A 20,805-nucleotide genomic window follows, 5' to 3' on the forward strand; every position below is an offset into this window, starting at 1 on the left:
ATGGACTTTCACCACTCCGCCCGTTCGCTGGAGCTCCAGGACCGCGTTCGCCAGTTCATGCAGGCCCATGTCGAGCCGGTCGAGGAGCTCTACTACGAGCAGGTCAAGCCGGAAGCTTCACGCTACAAGACTCCGCAAATCCTTCAGGATCTGAAGCGGCGGGCGCGCGAGCAGGGGCTCTGGAACCTGTTCCTGTCCGGCGAGCACGGGCCGGGTCTGACCAATCTCGAATACGCGCCGGTGAAGGAGATCATGGGCCGCATCCTCTGGGCGCCCGAGGTCTTCAACTGCTCCGCGCCCGATGTCGGCAACATGGAGGTGCTCGCAAACTACGGCACCAAGGCGCAGCAGGAGCGCTGGCTGAAGCCGCTCCTGGAGGGGCGCATCCGCTCCGGCTTCTCGATGACGGAGCCGCAGGTCGCCTCCAGCGACGCCACCAACATCCAGTGCGAGATCCGGCGTGACGGCGACGACTACGTGATCAACGGCCGCAAATGGTTCACCTCGGGCGCGATGAACGAGGATTGCGAGATCCTGATCGTGATGGGCAAGACCGCGCCCGACCATCCCGACCGCCATCGCCAGCAATCCATGATCCTGGTGCCGAAGAATACGCGTGGGGTGCGCATCCTCCGCGACATGCTCACCTACGGCTATGACGATGCGCCGGTCGGCCATCCCGAGATCGTCTACGACAACGTCCGCGTCCCCGCCGAGAACATTCTGCTCGGCGAGGGCCGCGGCTTCGAGATCGCGCAAGGCCGGCTCGGCCCCGGCCGCATTCACCACTGCATGCGCCTGATCGGCTGCGCCCAGCGGGCGCTGGAATTGATGTGCCAGCGCGCGGTCTCGCGCGTCGCCTTCGGCAAGCCGCTCGCAGAGCAGGGCTCGGTACGCGAGGACATCGCGCACTCCTTCTGCGAGATTGCGCAGGCGCGCCTGCTCACCTTGCAAGCCGCCGACAAGATGGACCGCGAGGGCAACAAGGCCGCGCGCGACCTGATCGCCGCGGCCAAGATCGTGGTCCCGAGCATGGCCGCCCGCGTCATCGACCGCGCCATTCAGATCCACGGCGCCGCCGGGGTCTCGCAGGACACGTTCCTCGCGCGCGCTTACGTCTATGCCCGCTTCATCCGCATCGGCGACGGGCCGGACCAAGTGCATCTCGCGGCCGTCGGCAAGGAGCTGATCAGGCGCGGCGGGGTGATGGGGTAGCGCCGTGGTCCGTGGCCGGATTGCGCATCGGCGGCGCTTCGAAGCGCCGCGACGGGCAAGTCCTTTGGCCGCGATCCAGTATGGCCTCAGATCACTGTAGTACATAGTAACTACTGCTGACCGAGAGTGACCCTGCACGCCATGGCGGGTTCACCCAGGTGAAAGAGCACAGATCGCTTTCGCGCGAGAAAACGTCCGATGCCGAAGGCGAGCGCGCAAGACTGGACAGCATCATCGATTTCGAGCGGCGGCACTTGCTCGCGGACCTGCGCGCCGGTCGTCCGGATGTGATCCTCGTGGATACCCGGCTGCTCAGCGCGGTCCCGTTCGACTGGCTGGCCTGGGCAAGGTCCGATCCGGAGCTCCAGGCCGAACTAAGTCGTTACCGCGAGCTCGAGGATGCCGGCGGCCGCGTCCGGATCTTGGTCGCTCGATCGGGTTCGGAGCGGTAACCCCGTTCGGTTGCCAGCCGCGGCACAGGCGCCACGCTCGGCATGCTGACATCATGCCCCTGTTTTGCCCGACGAGTCAAAATCGGTCCGTAAAAACAGCAGGGCTTCGCGCCGGGCCGCCAAGCCATTGAAAAAGCTGACCCCCGTCTACTGTGCATGGGGTTGTTTTTCCGTTTTTGCTGGAGCGACCGTTTTCGCGGCGCCAGGCGGGCCGCTACCCCGCCTTGGCGATGCGACCGTCCGCCGACCCCGCGCGCAGATTCTGGAAGAACGTCTCCACCTCCCGCGACAGCGTCTGCGCCGTCTCGGTCAGGCTGCTGGCGGCGGTGAACACCGAAGCCGCCGCAGTATCGGTCTCGCCGATGGCATCGCGCAGCGAGGTGATGTTCGCCACCAGCGTCTCGTTGCCTTGGGCAGCGCTTTGCGCGTTGGAGGAGATCTCGCGCGTGGCCTGGTCCTGCTGACTGACGGCGCCGGCAATCGCGGACGTGACCTCGTTGATCTCGCGCACCGCCCCGCCGATCTCGCGCACGGCGTCGACGGCGTTCCGCGTCGAGGCTTGGATCATCGCGACGTTCTCGCTGATCTCGGCCGTGGCCTTGGCGGTCTGGCCCGCGAGCGCCTTCACCTCGTGGGCGACGACGGCAAAGCCGCGGCCGGCATCGCCGGCGCGCGCCGCCTCGATGGTGGCGTTCAACGCGAGCAGGTTGGTCTGCTCGGCGATCGCCTGGATCAGGTTGAGCACGCCGTCGATGCGTTGCGTGGCTGCAGCGAGGCTCTCGATCTCGGAGATCGACTTCTCGGTGCGCTGGCCGGTCTGCTCGACCGCGCCGGCGCTCTGCCGCACCTGGCGGCCGATCTCCACCACCGAGGCCGAAAGCTCCTCGGCCGCGCCCGCCACCGCGGTGACGTTGTGCGAGGCCTGCTCGGTGGCATTCGCCGCGGTGCCGGCGCGGCTGCTCGCATCCGCTGTGACCCGCGTGATGGTCTGCGCCGTCTCGCGCATGACGGAGGCGTTGTCGCTGAGGCCGCGCATGATCGCGCCGATCGCCTCGCGAAATTGCTCGACGGACCGCTCGACGTGACGGGCGCGCTCCTCGCGCGCGGCGGCGTCTTGCGACACTTGCGAGGCGAGGTTGCGGTTGCGCCCCATCGAGTCCTGGAACACCTGGATGGCGCGGGCCAGCGCGCCTATCTCGTCGGCGCGGTCGGAGTGCGGGACCACGACATCGGCGGCGCCGTCGGCGACCTGCTTGATGGTTGCGGTGATCGCGGCGAGCGGCCGGGCGATCGAGCGGGCAATGATGACGATGCCAGCGACGACGAGGGCCAGCGCCACGCCGCCGAGGCAGGTGAGGATGAACGACAATGTGCGGGCGATCTCGGTCTGCTGCGCGATCTGCCTGCCGCGCTCGGCATAGACCTTGGACAGCGCCTCGAGGTCCTTGTTCAGCGCCGAGCGGACGCTGCGGTTGGCGTCGTTGTCGCCCCATTCGCGGCCCGCTGCCGCGTTGATCTCGACGCCGCGCCGCACCAGCTCCTTGCGGAACTCGACGAACTGCTCGATGCGCTTCTTGAAGGTCGCGAACTGCTCGGCATCGTCGGCCTTGACGATGGTCTCCCAGCGCTTCACGACGTCGAGGATCTGGGCGTTGAACTTGAGCAGGCCGTCGCCGTATTTCTTCACCACGGCCGGGTCGGTCGACATGTAGATGCCGCGCGATTCCATCACCACCGCATAGACGAGGGAGTTGACCCGCTCGACGTTCAGCGCGGCGGCATTGGCCGTCTCAATCGCGACTGCGAGGTCCGCGCTGCGGCGGCTGTTGTAGTCGGACAAGATCGCGATCGCTGCCGTGAGCAGCGCGAACAGCGCGAAGATCGCATAGAGCTTGCTGGCAAGCGTGAAGCGGCCTGCCGGCTTGGCGGCATTCCCAGATCGGTCGGATGTCATGATGTTCAAGGAGCCCGGATTGGCCTGACCGGCCGGTGAACGGGGTCAGGCAAATTGTTGCAAAACTATGCAGAACGAAGATGGACGCCTCGTTAACGCGCGGCCTGGCCGCCTCCGTCCTTGGTCGAAGGAAAGGTAAGTCATTTCAGCGTCTTGATCCGAAGGTTTAGTTTCAGGATAGTCTTTTGGGATAGTCTTGGAGTCGGCCGTTGGCCGAGCAACCCCGGAGAGACCCTTGGTCTACCGCCACAGCATCGACGCCACGACCTACAACTTCCCTGACCTGCGCGACCTGCTCGCCAAGGCGACACCCCCGCGCTCCGGCGACCGGCTGGCCGGCATTGCCGCTGCCAGCTCCGAGCAGATGATCGCCGCGCGGATGGCGCTCGCCGATGTGCCGCTCGGCCAGTTCCTGCAGGAAGCCGTCGTTCCCTACGAGGCCGACGAGGTCACCCGCCTCGTCATCGACAGCCATGACGCCAAGGCGTTCGCGCCGGTGGCATCGCTGACGGTCGGCGCCTTCCGCGACTGGCTGCTGTCGGACGCCGCAACGCCCGAGATCCTGCGCAAGCTGGCGCCCGGCATCACGCCGGAGATGGCGGCCGCGGTGTCGAAGCTGATGCGCAACCAGGATCTGATCCTGGCGGCGCGGAAATGCGAGGTCACCACCGCCTTTCGCAACACTATCGGCCTGAGGGGGCGGATGAGCACACGCCTGCAGCCGAACCATCCCTTCGACGATGCAAGGGGCATCACCGCCTCGATCCTCGACGGCATCCTGCTGGGGGCGGGCGATGCCTGCATCGGCATCAATCCCGCCAGCGACGACCCCGCCGTCATCGCGCAATTGCTGCGGCTGCTCGACGAGATCATCGCGCGGCTGCAGATCCCGACGCAAGGCTGCGTCCTGACCCATGTCACGACGACGCTGTCGCTGATCGGGCAGGGCGTGCCGGTCGACCTCGTCTTCCAGTCGGTCGCGGGCACCGAGGCCGCCAACCGCAGCTTCGGCATCGACCTCGCACTGTTGAAGGAGGCGCAAGAGGCCGGGCTGTCGCAGTCGCGCGGCACGGTCGGGCGGGACCTGATGTATTTCGAGACCGGCCAGGGCTCGGCGCTGTCGGCGGGCGCCCATCACGGCGTCGACCAGCAGACCTGCGAGGCGCGCGCCTATGCGGTCGCCCGCGCCTTCGCTCCGCTGCTGGTCAACAGCGTGGTCGGCTTCATCGGCCCGGAATACCTCTATGACGGCAAGGAAATCATCCGCGCCGGGCTGGAGGATCATTTCTGTGGCAAGCTGCTCGGCCTGCCGCTCGGGGTCGACATCTGCTACACCAACCACGCCGAGGCAGATCAGGACGATATGGACAATCTCCTGACGCTGCTCGCCGCCGCCGGCGTCACCTTCATCATGGGTGTTCCCGGTGCCGACGACGTCATGCTGAACTACCAGTCGACGTCTTTTCACGACGCGCTCTATGTCAGGGACGTCTTCGCGCTGCGCCGCGCGCCGGAATTCGACGACTGGCTGGCGCGCTCGGGCATTGCAGGTGCCGATTTCCGGATTGCTGGCGATGCAGGCCTGCTGCCCGATTTTGCCGCGCGGCTGATCGCATGAGGCGGAAGGTCAACTCGGTTGGGAAACCATCGGCGCCTCTCGGAATTATGCTTACGCCACAATATTGAGAAATTCCGCCGACAGCATTACGCTATGTGTCGGGCTGGCAATTTCCGCACCATCGGTTGAGTGTGGCGGGGGAGCTTTGATGCGAGCTGAAAGTAACGGAACGTCCCGGCGGATTCTCTGCGTGTTTCCGCGCTACACCTCGTCCTTCGGCACGTTCGAGCATTCCTATCCCCTGACCGATGGCGTCCGCGCCTTCATGCCGCCGCAGGGCCTGCTGCTGATCTCCGCCTATCTTCCGAAGGAATGGCAGGTCAAATTCGTCGACGAGAACCTGCGCCGCACGACGAGGGAGGAGTTCGAATGGGCGGAAGCCGTCTTCGTCAGCGGCATGCACATCCAACGCCAGCAGATGAACGACATCTGCCGCCGCGCCCATGAGTTCGATCTGCCGGTCGCGCTCGGCGGGCCTTCCGTCAGCGCCTGTCCCGACTATTACCCGTCCTTCGATTATCTGCATGTCGGCGAGCTCGGCGACGCCACCAACCAGCTGATCGAGATCTTGTCGCGCGACACCTCGCGTCCGGAGAGCCAAGTCGTGCTCACGACCAAGGACCGCGTGCCGATGACGGAGTTTCCGATCCCGGCCTACGAGCTCGCCGACGTGAAGAAGTACTTCCTCGGCAGCATCCAATATTCCAGCGGCTGTCCCTACCAGTGCGAGTTCTGCGACATCCCCGGCCTTTACGGCCGCAATCCGCGCATCAAGACGCCGCAGCAGATCATCGCCGAGCTCGACCGCCTGCGCGAATGCGGCATGACCGACACGGTCTATTTCGTCGACGACAATTTCATCGGCAACCGCAAGGCGGCCATGGACCTGCTGCCGCACCTGATCGAGTGGCAGAAGCGGACCGGCTACGTGGTGCGGCTCGCTTGCGAGGCCACGCTCAACATCGCCAAACGCCCCGAGATCCTCGAGAAGATGCGCGAGGCCTATTTCATCACCATCTTCTGCGGCATCGAGACGCCGGATCCCGACGCGCTGAAGGCGATGCAGAAGGACCACAACATGATGGTCCCGATCCTGGAGGGCGTGCGTACCATCAACTCCTACGGCATGGAGGTGGTCTCGGGCATCATCATGGGGCTCGACACCGACAAGCCGAACACCTCGGAGGCGCTGCTCGCCTTCGTCGAGGAGTCCCGGATTCCGCTGCTCACCATCAATCTGCTGCAGGCGCTGCCGAAGACGCCGCTATGGGACCGGCTTGAGCGCGAGGGGCGGCTGGTCGAGGACGATGGCCGCGATTCCAACGTCGACTTCCTGCTGCCCTATGACGAGGTCGTCGCGTCCTGGAAGCACGCCATGGCAGTCGCTTACGCGCCCGACAAGGTCTACGCGCGCTATCAGCACCAATGCGACCACGTCTATGTGAACCGGCTCAAGGTACCGGTGCCGGACGAGATGAAGACCTGGCGCAGCATCCGGCGCGGCCTCGTCATACTGCGCAACATCTTCTGGAAGGTCGGCGTGCTCGGCGACTATAGGCGCGTGTTCTGGAAGTTCGCGCTGGGCCGCATCAAGCGCGGCGACATCGAAGGCCTGATCGGCTGCACGCTGGTCGCGCACCATCTCATCACCTTTGCGCGCGCGGCCTCCAGCGGCAAGCAGAACGCCTCGAACTATTCGATCCGGCTGCGCGAGGCCGCCGTGCCCGCCGAATGATGCCACATGTCTGACCCGGCCCTGCCGCGCCGTCCGACCCTCGATTTGCGCTCGTTTACGCCTGCGCGCGTCGCGCTGGGGCGCAGCGGCGCGAGCCTGCCGACGAGAGCGTTGCTCGATTTCACGCTGGACCATGCCCGCGCGCGCGATGCTGTGCATGCGGCCTTCGACACGCCGCGTCTCATCGCCGATCTCGACGCACTCGGTGTTGCGGTGACCGAGGTCAGGAGCCGGGCGGTCGATCGCGGCGACTATCTGCGGCGGCCGGATCTGGGACGACAGCTCGACCCCGGCTCGGCGCAGCGTCTGGCACGAAGCATCTCGGCGCCGTGCCAGCTCGCGGTCGTGATCGGAGACGGCCTGTCCGCGGCGGCGGTCCATAGCCATGCGGCGATCGTGGTAAGGCGCCTGTTGCAATCGCTTGCGCAGGGGGATGCTGTCGCGGTTCGCCATGTCGTCGTCGCATCGGGCGCGCGCGTCGCGCTCGGCGACGAGATCGGCGCCATTCTCGGCGCGCGCATGGTCATGATGCTGATCGGCGAGCGGCCCGGCCTGTCCGCGCCCGACAGCCTCGGCGCCTACCTGACCTTCGCGCCCCGGCCCGGCCGCACCGATGCCGAGCGCAATTGCGTCTCCAACATCCACCACGCCGGGTTGAGCCACGACGAGGCGGCGTTCAAGATCGCCTGGCTGATCCGCGAGGCCCTGGCCCGGGAGGTCACCGGCGTGGCGCTGAAGGACGAGAGCGCAGACCGCGCGCCGCGCCAGATTGGCACATCCTCGCCGGGATGACGGTCATTCCAGGCCCGGATCGCCGCTTTTCGATCGATTCGGCCGGGCTTGGCCTGCTTGCGAAAAGACCTGTTGACCTGCTAAACCGCTGCCGGCGATTTTCCGCGCATTTTCAAAGGGCAAGCCTCCCATTGGTATGGCGTTTTCAAGCCGGTCGCGCGGCGCGATAAGCTCACAGCCCGAGCCGATTTAGGAACTGGACAAGGCATGCTCGAAAAGCACAGCGAGAGTGAGGTTCATGTCGACAAGGTCGAGCAGGGATCTACGTCCTCCATCGCCTTCGGGCTGGAGCGTCTCGGGCTGATCGCCGTTCGGGCCCCGATCGTCTCCTGCATCGTCCTGCTCGCGTTGATCGTCGGCGCGGTGTTCGGCATCTACCGGATCAAGATCGACGATTCGCTGTCGCAGCTGTTCCGCTCCGACACCCGCGAATTCAAACAATATGAAGAGGTGACCAAGAAGTTCCCGGCCGAAGAGTTCGACGTACTCGTCGTGGTCGAGGGCAAGACCCTCCTGGAACGCAGCAACCTCGAGAAGCTGCGCGACTTCGTCACCGACCTGCAGCTGGTCGAAGGCACGCGCGGGCTGGTCTCGCTGTTCTCGGCGCGCCAGGCGCCGGCCCCCGGCAAGCTGCCGGCGGCCCTGTTCCCGCCCGAGCTACCGGAGGGCGCGGCCTATGACAAGTTCATCGAGACCGTCAAGAACAACGAGATCATCCGCGGCAAGCTGCTGTCGGAGGACGGCACATTGGCGCTGGTCGTGCTGTCGCTCGATCCGGAGGTGGTCGCTTCCAACAAGTTGACCAAGACCGTCGCCGACATCCGTGCGCTGATGAAGGAGACGCTCGGGGACACCGGCCTCAACGTGCAGCTCTCCGGCGTCCCGGTGATGCAGCTCGAGATCCGCAACGCGGTCGAGCGCGACGGGCTGACCTACAACATCCTCGGCATCCTCGCCGGCTGCATCATCGCCATCATCTTCTTCCGCAAGATCTCGTTCATGATCGCGGCGGCATTCCCGCCGATGATCGCTATCCTGCTGGCGCTCGGCGCGCTCGGCTGGGCCAATTTCAACCTCAACATGTTCCTGAACGTGATGACGCCGCTCATCATGGTCATCAGCTTCTCGGACTCGATGCAGCTGACCTTCGCCGCGCGCGACCGGCTGATCGCGGGCCAGGACAAGTTCACCGCGTTCAAGAACGCGGTGCTGGTGGTGGGCCCGGCCTGCGTGCTGACGCATGGCACCGCCGGCATCTCCTTCATCGCGCTGCAATTCTCCGACTCCGACCTGATCCGCAAGTTCGGCGAGGCGGGCCTTGCCGCCACCATCATCGCGCTGGTCGCGGTGCTGTCGCTGGTGCCTGTCTTCGGCGTGCTGTTCGTGCGCAACGAGAAGGTCTTTGCAGTCAAGTTCCAGGGCGCTGATGCCGGCGTACAGGCGCTGCGCAATTTCTGCTACTGGATTGCGGTGCGCATGGTCGGCCGGCCCGGCCTGTTCAGCCTGCTGGCGGTGCTGTTCGTCGGCGGCCTCGGCGTCATCTATGCCAATCTGGAGCCGCGCTACCGGCTCGCCGACCAGGTGCCGGACAAGCGCCAGGCGGTTGCCGCCAGCGACCGGTTAGACGCCAAGCTGACCGGCGCCAATCCCGTCAACGTGCTGATCGTGTTCCCGAAGGGTGAATCGCTTTATTCGCCGCAGACGCTCCAGACCATCGCCGAGGTGCACGCGACAGTCGAGAAGTCCGCAGGGGTCGGCAACGTGTGGTCGCTGGAGACGCTGCGCCGCTGGCTGGCGGAAAAGGCCGGCAGTGCCGACGTCGCGACGCTGAAGGAATATGTCAGCGTCATCCCCGAGCACCTGGTGCGCCGCTTCATCGACGCCGAGCAGGACGCTGTCGTGGTGGCCGGCCGCGTGCCGGACAAGGATTCCAGCCAGCTCCTGCCGATCGTCGACAAGCTCGATTCGGAGCTCGACGCCGTCCGCAAGAAGCATCCGGGCTATGAGATCGCCGTGACGGGTCTCGCCGCCATCGCCGCGCGTAACTCGGCCAACATGATCGAGAAGCTGAACCACGGCCTCACGATCGAATTCGCGCTGGTCGCGATCTTCATCGGCCTCGCCTTCCGCTCCTGGGTGGTGACACTCGCCTGCATCCTGCCGGGCATCTTCCCGGTGGTGATGTCGGGCACGGTGCTGTGGGCGATGGGCGAGGGGCTGCAATTCGCCAGCGTCGTTGCGCTCACGGTCTCGTTCGGCCTCGGCCTTTCCGCTACCATCCACTTCCTCAACCGCCTGCGGCTGGAGAACAAGCCGGGTGTCGGCTCGGCGCTCGCGGTGGAGCGGGCCACCGTGCTGGTGGGACCTGCGCTGATCCTGACCACGGTGGTGCTCGCCTGCGGCCTCGTCGTCACCGTGTTCTCCGACCTGCCATCGCTGCGTCTGTTCGGCTGGCTCAGCGCCTTCTCGATGGTGATGGCATTGGTCGCTGATCTCTTCATCCTCCGGCCGACGGCGATGTGGCTGATCAATCTGCACGCCAAGCTGCATGGCGCGGACAAGCAGGCGATCTGAGGGGCCGGCGCCGGACCGCCCTCACGCGCCGATACGAACGATTCCGTAAGGATTGAACTTGAAGTCGCCCTCGGCGTAGTCCTGCTCCCGCGACAGCGTGAGCTTGCGGTCGCGCAGCGTTGCCTCGATGCCGCGCTCGGCCATTGCGTCCGCGATTTCGTCCATCAGATTCGCTGCGTTCCGGTCGCTGCCGCGCGATCGCGCGACATAGATTTCCGGCAGTCCGACGAGGTGGAAGCCGACGCTTTCGTTGTAGGTGTCGCCGGCAAGCGGACGCTTGGCGAAGGCGAGGCGACAGGATCGGCCCATCGCTGGCGTGACGGTAAGGCCCTGGTTCGTGTTTGCGGCGGCCTTGCACTCGCGGGCCAGTTGCCGCCATCGCGTGAGTCCGTGGGCAACGCCCGCGCTTTCTCCTTTCACGGCCGTGGCGCCGGCCTCGATCATCTCCTCGACAATTCGCAAGGCGGCAGCTGAATAGGCGACCGTCTTGTGCTGCTCCATCGGCGGGCTCAGCACGTAGAGGACCGCTTTGTGATTGAGTACGGCCATTTCGTCCGCCTCGGACCACGCTTTCGGAAAGACGCGGTCCCAGCACACCCCGAAAGAGCGCTCCATGTGCGGATCGGGTTTGGCTTGCGAATAGGTGCGGTCGATCTCGAAGCCGAAATCGGCGATCGTCTTCGCCACCGCCTTGGGCGGATGCAGCAGGCTTTCATTCCTGCCGAGGAAGCAGAGCACGTGACGCGGCTTCACGGACGAAGGCTGCATGTTCGCTCCCTGCTGATCGCTGGCGAAGGCGCGGCTGGCCACGAAGAGCCCGGCGGCCTTCAGCAGATGTCTGCGGATCGGGTCCATCTCAGCAAATCCAGCCGGTCAGTTCGTGTCAGCAAAAAGCCCCCGGCTCGCGAGAACCGGGGGCATGTTCCTCATTGCGTGCGAAAGGCCTTCAGCCCTTCGTCATCGTGATGTTGACGCCGCGGATCTCGCCCTTGGACGAGATCTGCACCGTCTGCTTGGTGCCGTTGGTGCGCAGCGACAGGTTGGCGGCAAAGCCGTTGGCCTCGACGAAGACCTCGATCTGGCCGCCGCCGGCGGTGCCCTGGAGATTGCCGAAGATGTTGCGGCTGGACTCGCTCCAGTTGCCGGAGATGCGGTCGCCCTGGCTCGTCACGTCGCTGGTGAGGTTGAACTTGTAGCTGTCGGAGGCGCAGCTCAGCGCCTGCTTCAGGTTGAGGCCGCTGCCGGCGACCTTATAGTCCGCTTTGCAGCGAATGCGCTCGGTGGAGCCGTCGGACAGCGACACCGTGCCGGTTCCGGTCCACGCGCCGTCGAAGCCGGCAAACGGTCCGGACGACTGTGCGTGGCTTGCCGATGCCGAGAAGAGCAGCGCCACCCCGATGCCGGCCGCCCTGATTGCCAGTCCAGATCGCCAAAAGAATGTCATCTCGAATATCCCGCTTTGGAACGACGTTCGCTTCGATCGAGAACGTCTCGCCACATCGAAAGTTTAGTGCTCCGAGCAAGTCGCAGGTTCAAAGCCCGGCGGCCAGAGACGGCGGTTCACGCGGCCGCGCCGTGCTTCCAGGGGCCGCGATTTGCCGCGCTTCGTCATGTTTCCGGCAGCCGAGGACGGGCGAAGAGATGCAGCGCGGCAACAGGTCTGCATTAAAGCGCAATGCTCCCGAATTATGATGTAGTATCAATCCCTTACATCTGTCAATGAAGGCGCGGGGAAGACCTGATTCGGCGGGGGCGGCGCCAATTTGGCCGCATTTGCCAGTGCTTGTGCCTTCCCTGAGGCCGCTACAAGCGGCGACTTGCCATCAGAACCAATCCGTTCCGGCCATCCGCCCTGCGCAGTCCGGGATCGGTGCGATTCTGCCGTCAGAATGAAGGAATACAATGCGCAATCTTCTCGTCGCTCTCACCCTGCTGTCGGCCTCCCTTTCGACGGCAGCGTTCGCCCAACAAGGGCGTGGCACGGACGCCGAGCAGAAGGCCTGCACCCGCGATGTGCAGAAGTTCTGCCGCCCGGTCATCGACCAGGGCGATTTCACCATCCTGGCCTGCCTCAAGGAGAACCGGGCCAAGATCTCGCAGGCCTGCGACCAGGTGCTGAAGAACCACAATCAATAAACTCGGCCATTGGCCTAGAAAGGCGGCCCTCGGCCGCTTTTCCGGGCCCAATTCGAAGGGGCAGCCATCGACGGACAGGATTGGTTTTGCGGCCGTATTCCCCTATATGGGGGCCGCGGCGGCGTCGCCGGCGTGAGCCCGCCCGAGCGAAAAAGCCCTTCCTGTCCAAACGATTGTAAACCAGCCCTCGATGACCTCTGCGAGCGAATTGCGATCCGGCAAGGGTGACCGCGACGAGAATTTTCCCGTCGCGTCCTGGATCATTCATCCGCGTCATCGCGCCCTGATCCTGGCCTATTACAATTTCGTCCGCACCGCGGACGACATCGCCGATCACGCCACGCTCCCCCCCGACCAGAAGCTCGCTTATCTCGATCTGCTCGAGGCGGAACTGCTCGGCAAGGGTGACACCCAGCCTGAGGCCGTCAGCTTGCGCCGCGCGCTGGCCGAGCGCGGCATGGCGCCACGTCATGCGCTCGACGTGCTGATCGCCTTCCGCATGGACGTGACCAAGCTGCGCTATGAGACCTGGGACGAGGTCATCCATTATTGCCGCTACTCGGCGATGCCGGTCGGCCGCTTTATGCTCGACGTTCACGGCGAGAGCACCTCGACATGGGCCGCCTCGGACGCGCTCTGCGCGGGCCTTCAGATCAACAATCACCTGCAGGATTGCGGCAAGGATTATCGCGAGCTCAACCGCGTCTATCTGCCGCGCGATGCGCTGGCAGCGCACGGCGCCTCCGTCGAGCAACTCGGTCTCGCGCAGTCGCCGCCGGCGATGCTGGCCTGCCTGCAGTCGCTCGCCGCACGCAACGAGGCGCTGCTCGGAGAGGGCAGGTCGCTCGCAGCCGAGATCCGGGATTTCCGTCTCGGCGTCGACGTCTCCGTCATCCAGGCCTATGCCGACCGCATCGTGCGCTTGCTCAAGGTACGCGATCCCTTGCGGGAGCGCGTGCATCTGAACAAATTCGAGCTGCTCGCCTTCAGCCTCGCCGGGATCATCGGCGAAGTTGGCCGCCGTGCGATCCGTCGCAAGGCCATTTCCAGACCGGGGACTGCCCATGACGCTTGAGGCGACCACGCCCGGCGCCAATTACGGCTCGACCGCATCCGGCAGCTCGTTCTATGCCGCGATGCGCATCCTGCCGCGTGATCAGCGCGAAGCGATGTTTCAGATCTACAGCTTCTGCCGCCAGGTCGACGACATCGCCGATTCCGACGGCCCGCGCGACGAGCGGCTCGCCGCACTTCAGGAATGGCGCAACGATATCGACGCGCTCTATCAGGGCCATCCGCCGCCGCGGCTGAAGGACTACGTCGCCTCGGTGAAGACCTTCGGGCTCAAGCGCGAGGATTTCCTCGCCATCGTCGACGGCATGGAGATGGACGTGCCGCAGGACATCCGTGCGCCCGACATGGCGACGCTGGATCTGTATTGCGACCGCGTCGCCAGCGCCGTGGGGCGGCTGTCGGTGCGCGTGTTCGGCATGCCCGAGGAAGACGGCATCCTGCTCGCGCACCACCTCGGCCGCGCGCTGCAGCTCACCAACATCCTGCGCGACATCGACGAGGACGCCGGCCTTGGCCGGCTCTATCTGCCGCGCGAGGCGCTGCTGCATGCCGGCATCACCTCTGATGATCCGAACCGCGTGATCGCCGAGCGCGCGTTGCCGAAGGTCTGCATGCCGCTGGCGCAGCGCGCCAAGGTGCATTTCGAGAAGTCGGACGAGATCATGAACCGCAACAGGCGCCGCGCCGTGCGCGCGCCGCGGATCATGTCGAAATACTACCATTCCATTCTGGACCTCCTCATCGCGCGCGGCTTCTCCGCGCCGCGCGAGCCGGTGCGTGTGTCGAAGATCACGCGCATCCTGATCCTGCTCCGTTACGCTTTCATCTGATGCAAAACACAGCTCACATCATCGGCGCTGGAATTTCCGGCCTCTCCGCCGCCGTGCGGCTCGCCAATGCCGGCTTCAAGGTCGCCGTGCACGAGGCGACGCACCAGGCCGGCGGCCGCTGCCGGTCCTATTTCGACGGCGCCACCAATCTCATCATCGACAACGGCAATCATCTGCTGCTGTCGGGCAACAGCCATGCGCGCGCCTATGCGCGCGCGATCGGCACCGAGGCGGGCCTGGTCGGCCCCGAGCGGGCGCAATTTCCGTTCGTCGATGTCAAGACCGGGCAGCGCTGGCAGATCGATCTCGGCGATGGCCGGTGGCCGACCTGGGTGCTCGACGAAAGCCGCCGCGTGCCCGACACCGGCCTTTCCGATTATCTCAAGCTGGCGCCGCTGATCTGGGCGTCGGAGGAGACGCTGGTCGGCAAGTCGATTCCGACCGAGGGCATCCTCTATCAGCGCCTGGTGCAGCCGCTGCTGCTGGCAGCTCTCAACGTCGATCCGCCCGAGGGCTCGGCCGGGCTCGCCGGCGCGATCGTGCGGGAGACGCTGCTTGCGGGCGGGCAGGCCTGTCGTCCGCTGATCGCGCGCGACGGTCTCAGCGCGGTTCTGATCGAGCCCGCCGTGAAGTTTCTGCAGGAGCGTGGTCACAGCGTTCAGCTCGGCCACGAGCTGCGCTCGTTCGTCAGCACGGACGGCAAGGTGACCGCGCTGAATTTCGGCGGCGAGGATTTGATCCAGCTCGGTGCGCGCGATGTCGTCGTGATGGCGGTGCCGCCGCGCGCGGCCGCTAGCCTGCTGCCGGGGCTGAAGACGCCGACCGAATTCCGCGCCATCGTCAATGCGCATTTCCGCATCACACCGCCGCCGGGCTCGGCGCCCATCCTCGGCGTGATCGGCGGCGTGGTGGAATGGCTGTTCGCGTTCCCGAACCGGCTCTCGGTGACCATCAGCAATGGCGACCGCCTGGTCGACATGCCGCGCGAGGAACTGGCGCAGACGATCTGGAACGAGGTCTGCGAGGCGGGCGGTGTCTCCGGCGAGCTGCCTCCTTGGCAGATCGTGCGCGAGCGCCGCGCCACATTTGCGGCGACTCCGGCCCAGAATGCCCTGCGTCCCGGGCCGGTCACTGCGCTGAAAAACCTGTTCCTCGCCGGCGACTGGACTGCTACGGGATTGCCAGCAACCATCGAGGGATCGGTCCGGTCGGGTGACCGCGCCGCCGATCTGGTTCTGGCCGCCAAAGGATCCTGAAAGGCGGCCCGACGGGCAATTCTCCCGGTCAACTTTCAATCGACTATCGGAGCAATCGAGCGACATGGATTCCGTGACCGCGACCAGCCGCGAAGCTTTGGAATCGAGCATTGCGTCGGCGACCCAGGGCCTCCTCGGCTTCCAGCAATCCGATGGCCATTGGGTGTTCGAGCTCGAGGCCGATTGCACAATTCCGGCCGAATACGTTCTGCTGCGCCACTATCTCGCCGAGCCCGTCGACACCGTGCTCGAAGCCAAGATCGGTAACTATCTGCGCCGCATCCAGGGCGCCCATGGCGGCTGGCCGCTGGTGCATGACGGCGAGTTCGACATGAGCGCCAGCGTGAAGGCGTACTTCGCGCTGAAGATGATCGGCGACTCCATCGACGCGCCGCATATGGTGCGGGCGCGCGAGGCAATCCATGCCCGCGGCGGCGCGATCAACAGCAACGTCTTCACCCGCTTCCTGCTCGCGACCTTCGGTGTCGTGACCTGGCGCGCGGTGCCGGTGCTGCCGATCGAGATCGTATTGCTGCCGTTCTGGTCGCCGTTCCACCTCAACAAGATCTCCTACTGGGCGCGCACCACGATGGTGCCGCTGATGGTGATCGCCGCGCTGAAGCCGCGCGCGAGGAATCCGAAGGGCGTCGGCATCGACGAATTGTTCCTGCAGGATCCGCGCTCGATCGGCATGACCGCCAAGGCGCCGCACCAGAGCATGGCCTGGTTTCTGTTGTTTCGTTCGCTCGATGCGATCCTGCGCGTGATCGAGCCGCTGTTTCCGAAGAGTCTGCGCAAGCGCGCGATCGACGCCGCGCTCGCCTTCACCGAGGAACGGCTCAACGGCGAGGACGGCATGGGCGCGATCTACCCGCCCATGGCCAACATCGTCATGATGTACGACGCCCTCGGCAAGGACGAGAACTTCCCGCCACGCGCGATCACGCGCCGGGGCATCGACAAGTTGCTCGTCATCAAGGACGACGAAGCTTATTGCCAGCCCTGCGTCTCTCCGGTGTGGGACACGACGCTCACCGCGCATGCGCTGCTGGAGGCCGGCGGTGACAAGGCGGTGCCGGCCGCCAAGCAGGGCCTCGACTGGCTGATCCCGAGGCAGGAGCTCGAGGTGAAGGGCGACTGGGCGGTGAAGCGGCCCGACGTGCGCCCGGGCGGCTGGGCCTTCCAGTACAACAATGCCCATTACCCCGATCTCGACGACACCGCCGTGGTGGTGATGTCGATGGACCGCATGCGCCGGGAGCACGGCGCGACCGGCTATGACGATGCGATCGCCCGCGGCCGGGAGTGGATCGAGGGCATGCAGAGCGACGACGGTGGCTGGGCCGCCTTCGACGTCAACAACCTCGAATATTACCTCAACAACATCCCGTTCTCGGACCATGGCGCGCTGCTCGATCCGCCGACTGAGGACGTCACGGCGCGATGCATCTCGATGCTGGCCCAGCTCGGTGAGACCGCCAAGACCAGCAAGCAGGTGGCCGCCGGGGTCGCCTATCTGCGGAAGACCCAGCACCCGGAGGGGTCCTGGTACGGCCGCTGGGGTATGAACTTCATCTATGGAACCTGGTCGGTGCTGTGCGCCCTCAACATGGCCGGCGTCGACCACAAGGACCCCATGATCCGCAAGGCGGCGGCATGGCTGACCTCGATCCAGAACGACGACGGCGGCTGGGGCGAGGACGCCGTCAGCTACCGGCTCGACTACAAGGGCTGGGAGGCCGCTCCCTCGACCGCCTCGCAAACGGCATGGGCCTTGCTTGCCCTGATGGCGGCAGGCGAGGTTGATCACCCGGCCGTTGCCCGCGGGGTGGAGTACCTGATTGCAACACAAGACAAAAAAGGACTGTGGGACGAGCAGCGGTACACCGCCACAGGCTTCCCCCGCGTGTTCTATCTACGTTATCATGGTTACCCAAAGTTCTTTCCGCTGTGGGCGTTGGCGCGGTATCGGAACTTGCGGAACACCAACAGCAGGGTGGTAGGGGTCGGAATGTGACTTTGGGGACGGGGGACTATGTTACCGCGGGTCAGGCCATCGACCCGCGGCCGATACTGATCGTGACCGGATTGGTTCAGGAGGCCCGCATCGCGGCTGGGCCCGGAATGGCGGTCATCTGTTCATCCAGCAGCCCGACCCAGTTGCGGGCGCTTCTGACGGTGGTGGATCCTGAGACGATTCGCGGTGTGATCTCGTTCGGCGTGGCCGGCGGGCTCGACCCGAGCTTGCGCTCCGGCGACGTCGTGCTGGCGACCGAGGTGCTCTCCGGCGACACACGCTGGGCCGCTGGCCTGTCGCTCGGCGACGACCTGATCGAGCGCCTGACCTCCGGTCGCCGCCGCGTGGTGCGCGGCAGCCTCGCCGGTGCCGAGGAAGTGGTCACGAAGCGCGCCTGCAAGGCGGCCCTGCACTCCGAGACCGGGGCCGCCGCGGTCGACATGGAAAGCCACATCGCTGCGGCATACGCCGCCGAGGCCGGGCTGCCCTTCGCCGCCGTCCGCGTCATCAGCGACCCCGCCCACCGCGCGCTGCCGGCGCTCGCCCGCGCGGCGATCAAGCCGAACGGCCAGATCGACCTCGGAGCCGTGCTGCGCGGCATCGTGCGCAATCCGGCAACGCTGCATGCCCTGGTCTCGACCGGCATCGACTTCAACCGCGCCCTGCGGTCGTTGCGCGGCTGCCGCGATTATCTGATCGGGACGGAGTTCGTCGAGAGCGAGGCCTTGGTGTCGAAGGCGGCGTGAGCGGGGGCTTCGATCTGAGAATAAGAAAGGGCCCGGTCGCCATTGGCGTCCGGGCCTTTTTGTTTCGACGTTCGTAGCCCGGACGGAGCGAAGCGTAATCCGGGGCCTTGGAGAGACCATCCCGGATTTCGCTTGCGCTCCATCCGGGCTACGGGCTCTGCGCTTTACGCCGCCGTCGAAGCCTTTTGCGCGGCCTTTGCCTGTGCGGCAGCGGCTTCGTCCTTGCGGATCTCCGACAGCTTCTTCTGGACCTGCTCGGAGAAGATGTACTGCGCCGGGCGCTGCTTGGAGAGGTCGATCTCCGGCGCCATCGGGCCGCTCGTCCGCACGCCGCGCAGCGCCACCCACATCGCCTTCAGCGGGTTGTTGAGCGCTGCGGTCGCAGCCGTGGGCTCGTAGCCGCAATGGGCCATGCAGTCGGCACACTTCTCGTACTTGCCGGTGCCGTAGGAATCCCAGTCGGTGGTCTCCATCAGCTCCTTGAAGGTCTTCGCGTAGCCTTCACCGAGCAGGTAGCAGGGCTTCTGCCAGCCGAAGATGTTGCGCGCGGGCATGCCCCACGGGGTGCATTCGTATTCCTGGTTGCCGGCGAGGAAGTCCAGGAACAGTCCGGAATGCATGAAATTCCACTTCTTGCCCTTGCCCATCGCAAAGACGTCGCGGAATAGCTTCTTGGTCTTGGTGCGGTTGAGGAAGTGCTCCTGGTCCGGCGCGCGCTCATAGGCGTAGCCCGGGGACATCGAGACGCCGACGCCGAGCTCGGTGGTGAGGTCGAGGAATTTGGCGATCTCCTCGGCCGGGTGGCCGTCGAAGATGGTGGCGTTGACGTTGACGGTGAAGCCGCGCGCCTTGGCCGCCTTGATCGCCGACACCGCGCGGTCGAACACGCCCTTCTGCGACACGGCCTTGTCGTGGTGGTCGCGCAGGCCGTCGAGATGCACCGAGAAGAACAGATAGGGCGAGGGCTCGAACAGATCGAGCTTCTTCTCCAGCAGCAGCGCGTTGGTGCAGAGCGAGACGAACTTCTTGCGCGCGACGAGGCCGCGCACGATCTCGCCGATCTCCTTGTGGATCAGCGGCTCGCCGCCGGGAATGGCGACCATCGGCGCGCCGCACTCGTCGGCGGCGTCCCAGCACTCCTGCGCCGTCATGCGGCGGTTGAGGATCGCATCGGGATAATCGATCTTGCCGCAGCCGACGCAGGCGAGGTTGCAGCGGAACAGCGGCTCCAGCATCAGCACGAGCGGATAGCGCTTGCGGCCAAGCAGTTTCTGCTTGAGCAAATAGCCGCCGATACGCATTTCCTTGAAGAACGGGATAGCCATTACAGGTTTCTTTCTGGGCTTTTCAATTCGGGTGGGTCAGCTTGCGGCCAGTTGGGCCGGAAGCCGGAATTCGATGTTTTCCTCGCGGCCCGGCAACACCGAGACCTTCACCGGTCCGATCCGCCGCATCGCTTCGATCACGTCATCCACGAGTACCTCGGGCGCCGAAGCGCCGGCCGTGACGCCGACGGTCCTGGCATCCTTCAACCACTCCGGATTGAGCTCGCTGCCGTCGGCAATCAAATAACTCGCGACGCCGGCCTCAGTGCCGATTTCGCGGAGCCGGTTCGAGTTCGAGCTGTTGGCAGCGCCCACCACCAAGATCACGTCGACCAGCTTGCTCAAGTCCCTTACCGCAGATTGGCGGTTCTGTGTCGCATAGCAGATATCCCGGATATCCGGACCTTGAATGTCTGTAAAGCGGGCCTGAAGGGCCGCGATGATGTCCTTGGTGTCGTCGACCGACAGGGTGGTCTGGGTGATGTAGGCCACTGGCGTATCCGCCGGCAGGGTCAGCGCCTTAACCTCTTCAACGCTCTGGACAAGCTGCACCGGCCCCGGGACCTGGCCCATCGTGCCCTCGACCTCGGGATGGCCGGCGTGGCCGATCAGGATCAGGGTGCGGCCCTTGCCGATGTAGCGCTTCCCCTGATTGTGAACTTTCGTGACCAGGGGGCAGGTGGCATTGAGCACCGGAAGGTCGCGCGCGACGGCCTCTTCCTCAACGCTGCGGGCGACGCCATGCGCGCTGAACACCGTCACCGCCTTCGGCGGTACCTCGGAGAGTTCCTCGACGAAGATGGCTCCTTTGGCCTTCAGGCTCTCGACGACGTATTTGTTGTGCACGATCTCATGGCGCACGTAGACGGGCGGGCCGTACTTCTCCAGCGCCCGCTCCACGATTTCGATTGCTCGTACCACCCCCGCGCAGAAGCCGCGCGGTTGCGCCAGATAAACTTCCATTGGACGCCCATCACGCAAGTTGCACCAATCCGCTCTTTGCAGTCCCCAAGCGGCACTCCGATACTGACCAATGAGTTGCAATATCCGCACCATTGGTTCGCGCCTGCGGTAGCCACCC

The 20,805-nt window shown here is 65.3% G+C and carries 17 protein-coding genes; 12 read left to right on the forward strand and 5 right to left on the reverse strand.

Annotated elements, in window-relative coordinates; genetic code table 11:
- Both I6F09_RS12425 and I6F09_RS12430 read left to right on the forward strand, forming a co-directional pair.
- On the forward strand, positions 1-1,215 hold the full coding sequence (locus I6F09_RS12425; protein WP_225145147.1) for an acyl-CoA dehydrogenase family protein: 1,215 nt from the start codon (positions 1-3) through the stop codon (positions 1,213-1,215).
- Positions 1,216-1,373: 158 nt separating this feature from the next.
- A complete protein-coding gene (locus I6F09_RS12430; RefSeq protein ID WP_225188171.1) occupies positions 1,374-1,667 on the forward strand; it encodes a hypothetical protein in 294 nt (97 codons plus the stop codon).
- A 214-nt stretch (positions 1,668-1,881) separates the two neighbouring features.
- On the opposite strand, the gene I6F09_RS12435 is transcribed toward I6F09_RS12430, so the two are convergent.
- Positions 1,882-3,621 (reverse strand): methyl-accepting chemotaxis protein, encoded by a 1,740-nt coding sequence (locus tag I6F09_RS12435; RefSeq protein ID WP_225188172.1) that lies wholly within the window; start codon positions 3,619-3,621, stop codon positions 1,882-1,884.
- A gap of 235 nt (positions 3,622-3,856) precedes the next feature.
- On the opposite strand from I6F09_RS12435, the gene I6F09_RS12440 reads away from it, so the two are divergent.
- The 4 genes from I6F09_RS12440 (at position 3,857) to I6F09_RS12455 (ending at position 10,340) form a co-directional block, all read left to right on the forward strand.
- Complete coding sequence (locus tag I6F09_RS12440) at positions 3,857-5,239, forward strand: ethanolamine ammonia-lyase subunit EutB (protein WP_225188173.1); 1,383 nt, start codon at positions 3,857-3,859, stop codon at positions 5,237-5,239.
- Between the two features lie 148 nt (positions 5,240-5,387).
- Entirely contained in the window at positions 5,388-6,974 is a 1,587-nt protein-coding gene (locus I6F09_RS12445; protein WP_036006106.1) for a B12-binding domain-containing radical SAM protein, read from the forward strand.
- A 6-nt stretch (positions 6,975-6,980) separates the two neighbouring features.
- Positions 6,981-7,766 (forward strand): ethanolamine ammonia-lyase subunit EutC, encoded by a 786-nt coding sequence (gene eutC, locus I6F09_RS12450; RefSeq protein WP_225188174.1) that lies wholly within the window; start codon positions 6,981-6,983, stop codon positions 7,764-7,766.
- A gap of 207 nt (positions 7,767-7,973) precedes the next feature.
- A complete protein-coding gene (locus I6F09_RS12455; protein ID WP_036006102.1) occupies positions 7,974-10,340 on the forward strand; it encodes an MMPL family transporter in 2,367 nt (788 codons plus the stop codon).
- Between the two features lie 21 nt (positions 10,341-10,361).
- On the opposite strand, the gene I6F09_RS12460 is transcribed toward I6F09_RS12455, so the two are convergent.
- Together I6F09_RS12460 and I6F09_RS12465 are read right to left on the reverse strand one after the other, a co-directional pair.
- Positions 10,362-11,195, reverse strand: a complete 834-nt coding sequence (locus I6F09_RS12460; RefSeq protein WP_225188175.1) for a hypothetical protein — start codon at positions 11,193-11,195, stop codon at positions 10,362-10,364.
- Positions 11,196-11,286: 91 nt separating this feature from the next.
- Complete coding sequence (locus tag I6F09_RS12465; RefSeq protein WP_036006098.1) at positions 11,287-11,784, reverse strand: hypothetical protein; 498 nt, start codon at positions 11,782-11,784, stop codon at positions 11,287-11,289.
- Positions 11,785-12,242: 458 nt separating this feature from the next.
- Between I6F09_RS12465 and I6F09_RS12470 the strand changes: the two genes are divergently transcribed.
- From I6F09_RS12470 to I6F09_RS12495, 6 genes are all read left to right on the forward strand, one after another.
- Positions 12,243-12,476, forward strand: a complete 234-nt coding sequence (locus I6F09_RS12470) for a hypothetical protein (protein WP_025035011.1) — start codon at positions 12,243-12,245, stop codon at positions 12,474-12,476.
- A 190-nt stretch (positions 12,477-12,666) separates the two neighbouring features.
- Complete coding sequence (hpnC, locus tag I6F09_RS12475; protein WP_057027141.1) at positions 12,667-13,551, forward strand: squalene synthase HpnC; 885 nt, start codon at positions 12,667-12,669, stop codon at positions 13,549-13,551.
- Positions 13,541-14,380, forward strand: a complete 840-nt coding sequence (gene hpnD / locus I6F09_RS12480; RefSeq protein WP_225146042.1) for a presqualene diphosphate synthase HpnD — start codon at positions 13,541-13,543, stop codon at positions 14,378-14,380. The genes hpnC and hpnD overlap by 11 nt, the downstream gene beginning before the upstream one ends.
- Complete coding sequence (gene hpnE / locus I6F09_RS12485; RefSeq protein WP_225188176.1) at positions 14,380-15,636, forward strand: hydroxysqualene dehydroxylase HpnE; 1,257 nt, start codon at positions 14,380-14,382, stop codon at positions 15,634-15,636. Before hpnD ends, hpnE begins: the two co-directional genes overlap by 1 nt.
- Before the next feature lie 64 nt (positions 15,637-15,700).
- Positions 15,701-17,653: a squalene--hopene cyclase gene (gene shc, locus I6F09_RS12490; protein WP_109144427.1), complete on the forward strand. Its 1,953-nt coding sequence runs from the start codon at positions 15,701-15,703 to the stop codon at positions 17,651-17,653.
- Entirely contained in the window at positions 17,650-18,399 is a 750-nt protein-coding gene (locus tag I6F09_RS12495) for a phosphorylase (RefSeq protein ID WP_057027145.1), read from the forward strand. Before shc ends, I6F09_RS12495 begins: the two co-directional genes overlap by 4 nt.
- Positions 18,400-18,563: 164 nt before the next feature.
- Here I6F09_RS12495 and hpnH read toward each other — a convergent pair whose 3' ends face one another.
- Positions 18,564-19,724 carry an adenosyl-hopene transferase HpnH gene (gene hpnH, locus I6F09_RS12500; RefSeq protein WP_036006086.1) on the reverse strand — a complete coding sequence of 387 codons (1,161 nt, stop codon included), beginning with the start codon at positions 19,722-19,724 and terminating at the stop codon, positions 18,564-18,566.
- A 36-nt stretch (positions 19,725-19,760) separates the two neighbouring features.
- A complete protein-coding gene (gene ispH / locus I6F09_RS12505) occupies positions 19,761-20,687 on the reverse strand; it encodes a 4-hydroxy-3-methylbut-2-enyl diphosphate reductase (protein ID WP_036006084.1) in 927 nt (308 codons plus the stop codon).
- Positions 20,688-20,805 lie beyond the last annotated feature (118 nt).

The sequence above is a fragment of the Bradyrhizobium sp. IC3195 genome (assembly GCF_020193585.1).
Lineage (GTDB): Bacteria > Pseudomonadota > Alphaproteobacteria > Rhizobiales > Xanthobacteraceae > Bradyrhizobium > Bradyrhizobium yuanmingense.

Excerpts from the sequence above, each read along its gene's own strand:
- I6F09_RS12425 (WP_225145147.1), top strand. The coding sequence starts at position 1 with ATGGACTTTCACCACTCCGCCCGTTCGCTGGAGCTCCAGGACCGCGTT.
- I6F09_RS12435 (WP_225188172.1), bottom strand. The coding sequence starts at position 3,621 with ATGACATCCGACCGATCTGGGAATGCCGCCAAGCCGGCAGGCCGCTTC.
- I6F09_RS12445 (WP_036006106.1), top strand. The coding sequence starts at position 5,388 with ATGCGAGCTGAAAGTAACGGAACGTCCCGGCGGATTCTCTGCGTGTTT.
- eutC (WP_225188174.1), top strand. The coding sequence starts at position 6,981 with ATGTCTGACCCGGCCCTGCCGCGCCGTCCGACCCTCGATTTGCGCTCG.
- I6F09_RS12455 (WP_036006102.1), top strand. The coding sequence starts at position 7,974 with ATGCTCGAAAAGCACAGCGAGAGTGAGGTTCATGTCGACAAGGTCGAG.
- I6F09_RS12460 (WP_225188175.1), bottom strand. The coding sequence starts at position 11,195 with ATGGACCCGATCCGCAGACATCTGCTGAAGGCCGCCGGGCTCTTCGTG.
- I6F09_RS12465 (WP_036006098.1), bottom strand. The coding sequence starts at position 11,784 with ATGACATTCTTTTGGCGATCTGGACTGGCAATCAGGGCGGCCGGCATC.
- I6F09_RS12470 (WP_025035011.1), top strand. The coding sequence starts at position 12,243 with ATGCGCAATCTTCTCGTCGCTCTCACCCTGCTGTCGGCCTCCCTTTCG.
- hpnC (WP_057027141.1), top strand. The coding sequence starts at position 12,667 with ATGACCTCTGCGAGCGAATTGCGATCCGGCAAGGGTGACCGCGACGAG.
- hpnD (WP_225146042.1), top strand. The coding sequence starts at position 13,541 with ATGACGCTTGAGGCGACCACGCCCGGCGCCAATTACGGCTCGACCGCA.
- hpnE (WP_225188176.1), top strand. The coding sequence starts at position 14,380 with ATGCAAAACACAGCTCACATCATCGGCGCTGGAATTTCCGGCCTCTCC.
- shc (WP_109144427.1), top strand. The coding sequence starts at position 15,701 with ATGGATTCCGTGACCGCGACCAGCCGCGAAGCTTTGGAATCGAGCATT.
- hpnH (WP_036006086.1), bottom strand. The coding sequence starts at position 19,724 with ATGGCTATCCCGTTCTTCAAGGAAATGCGTATCGGCGGCTATTTGCTC.
- ispH (WP_036006084.1), bottom strand. The coding sequence starts at position 20,687 with ATGGAAGTTTATCTGGCGCAACCGCGCGGCTTCTGCGCGGGGGTGGTA.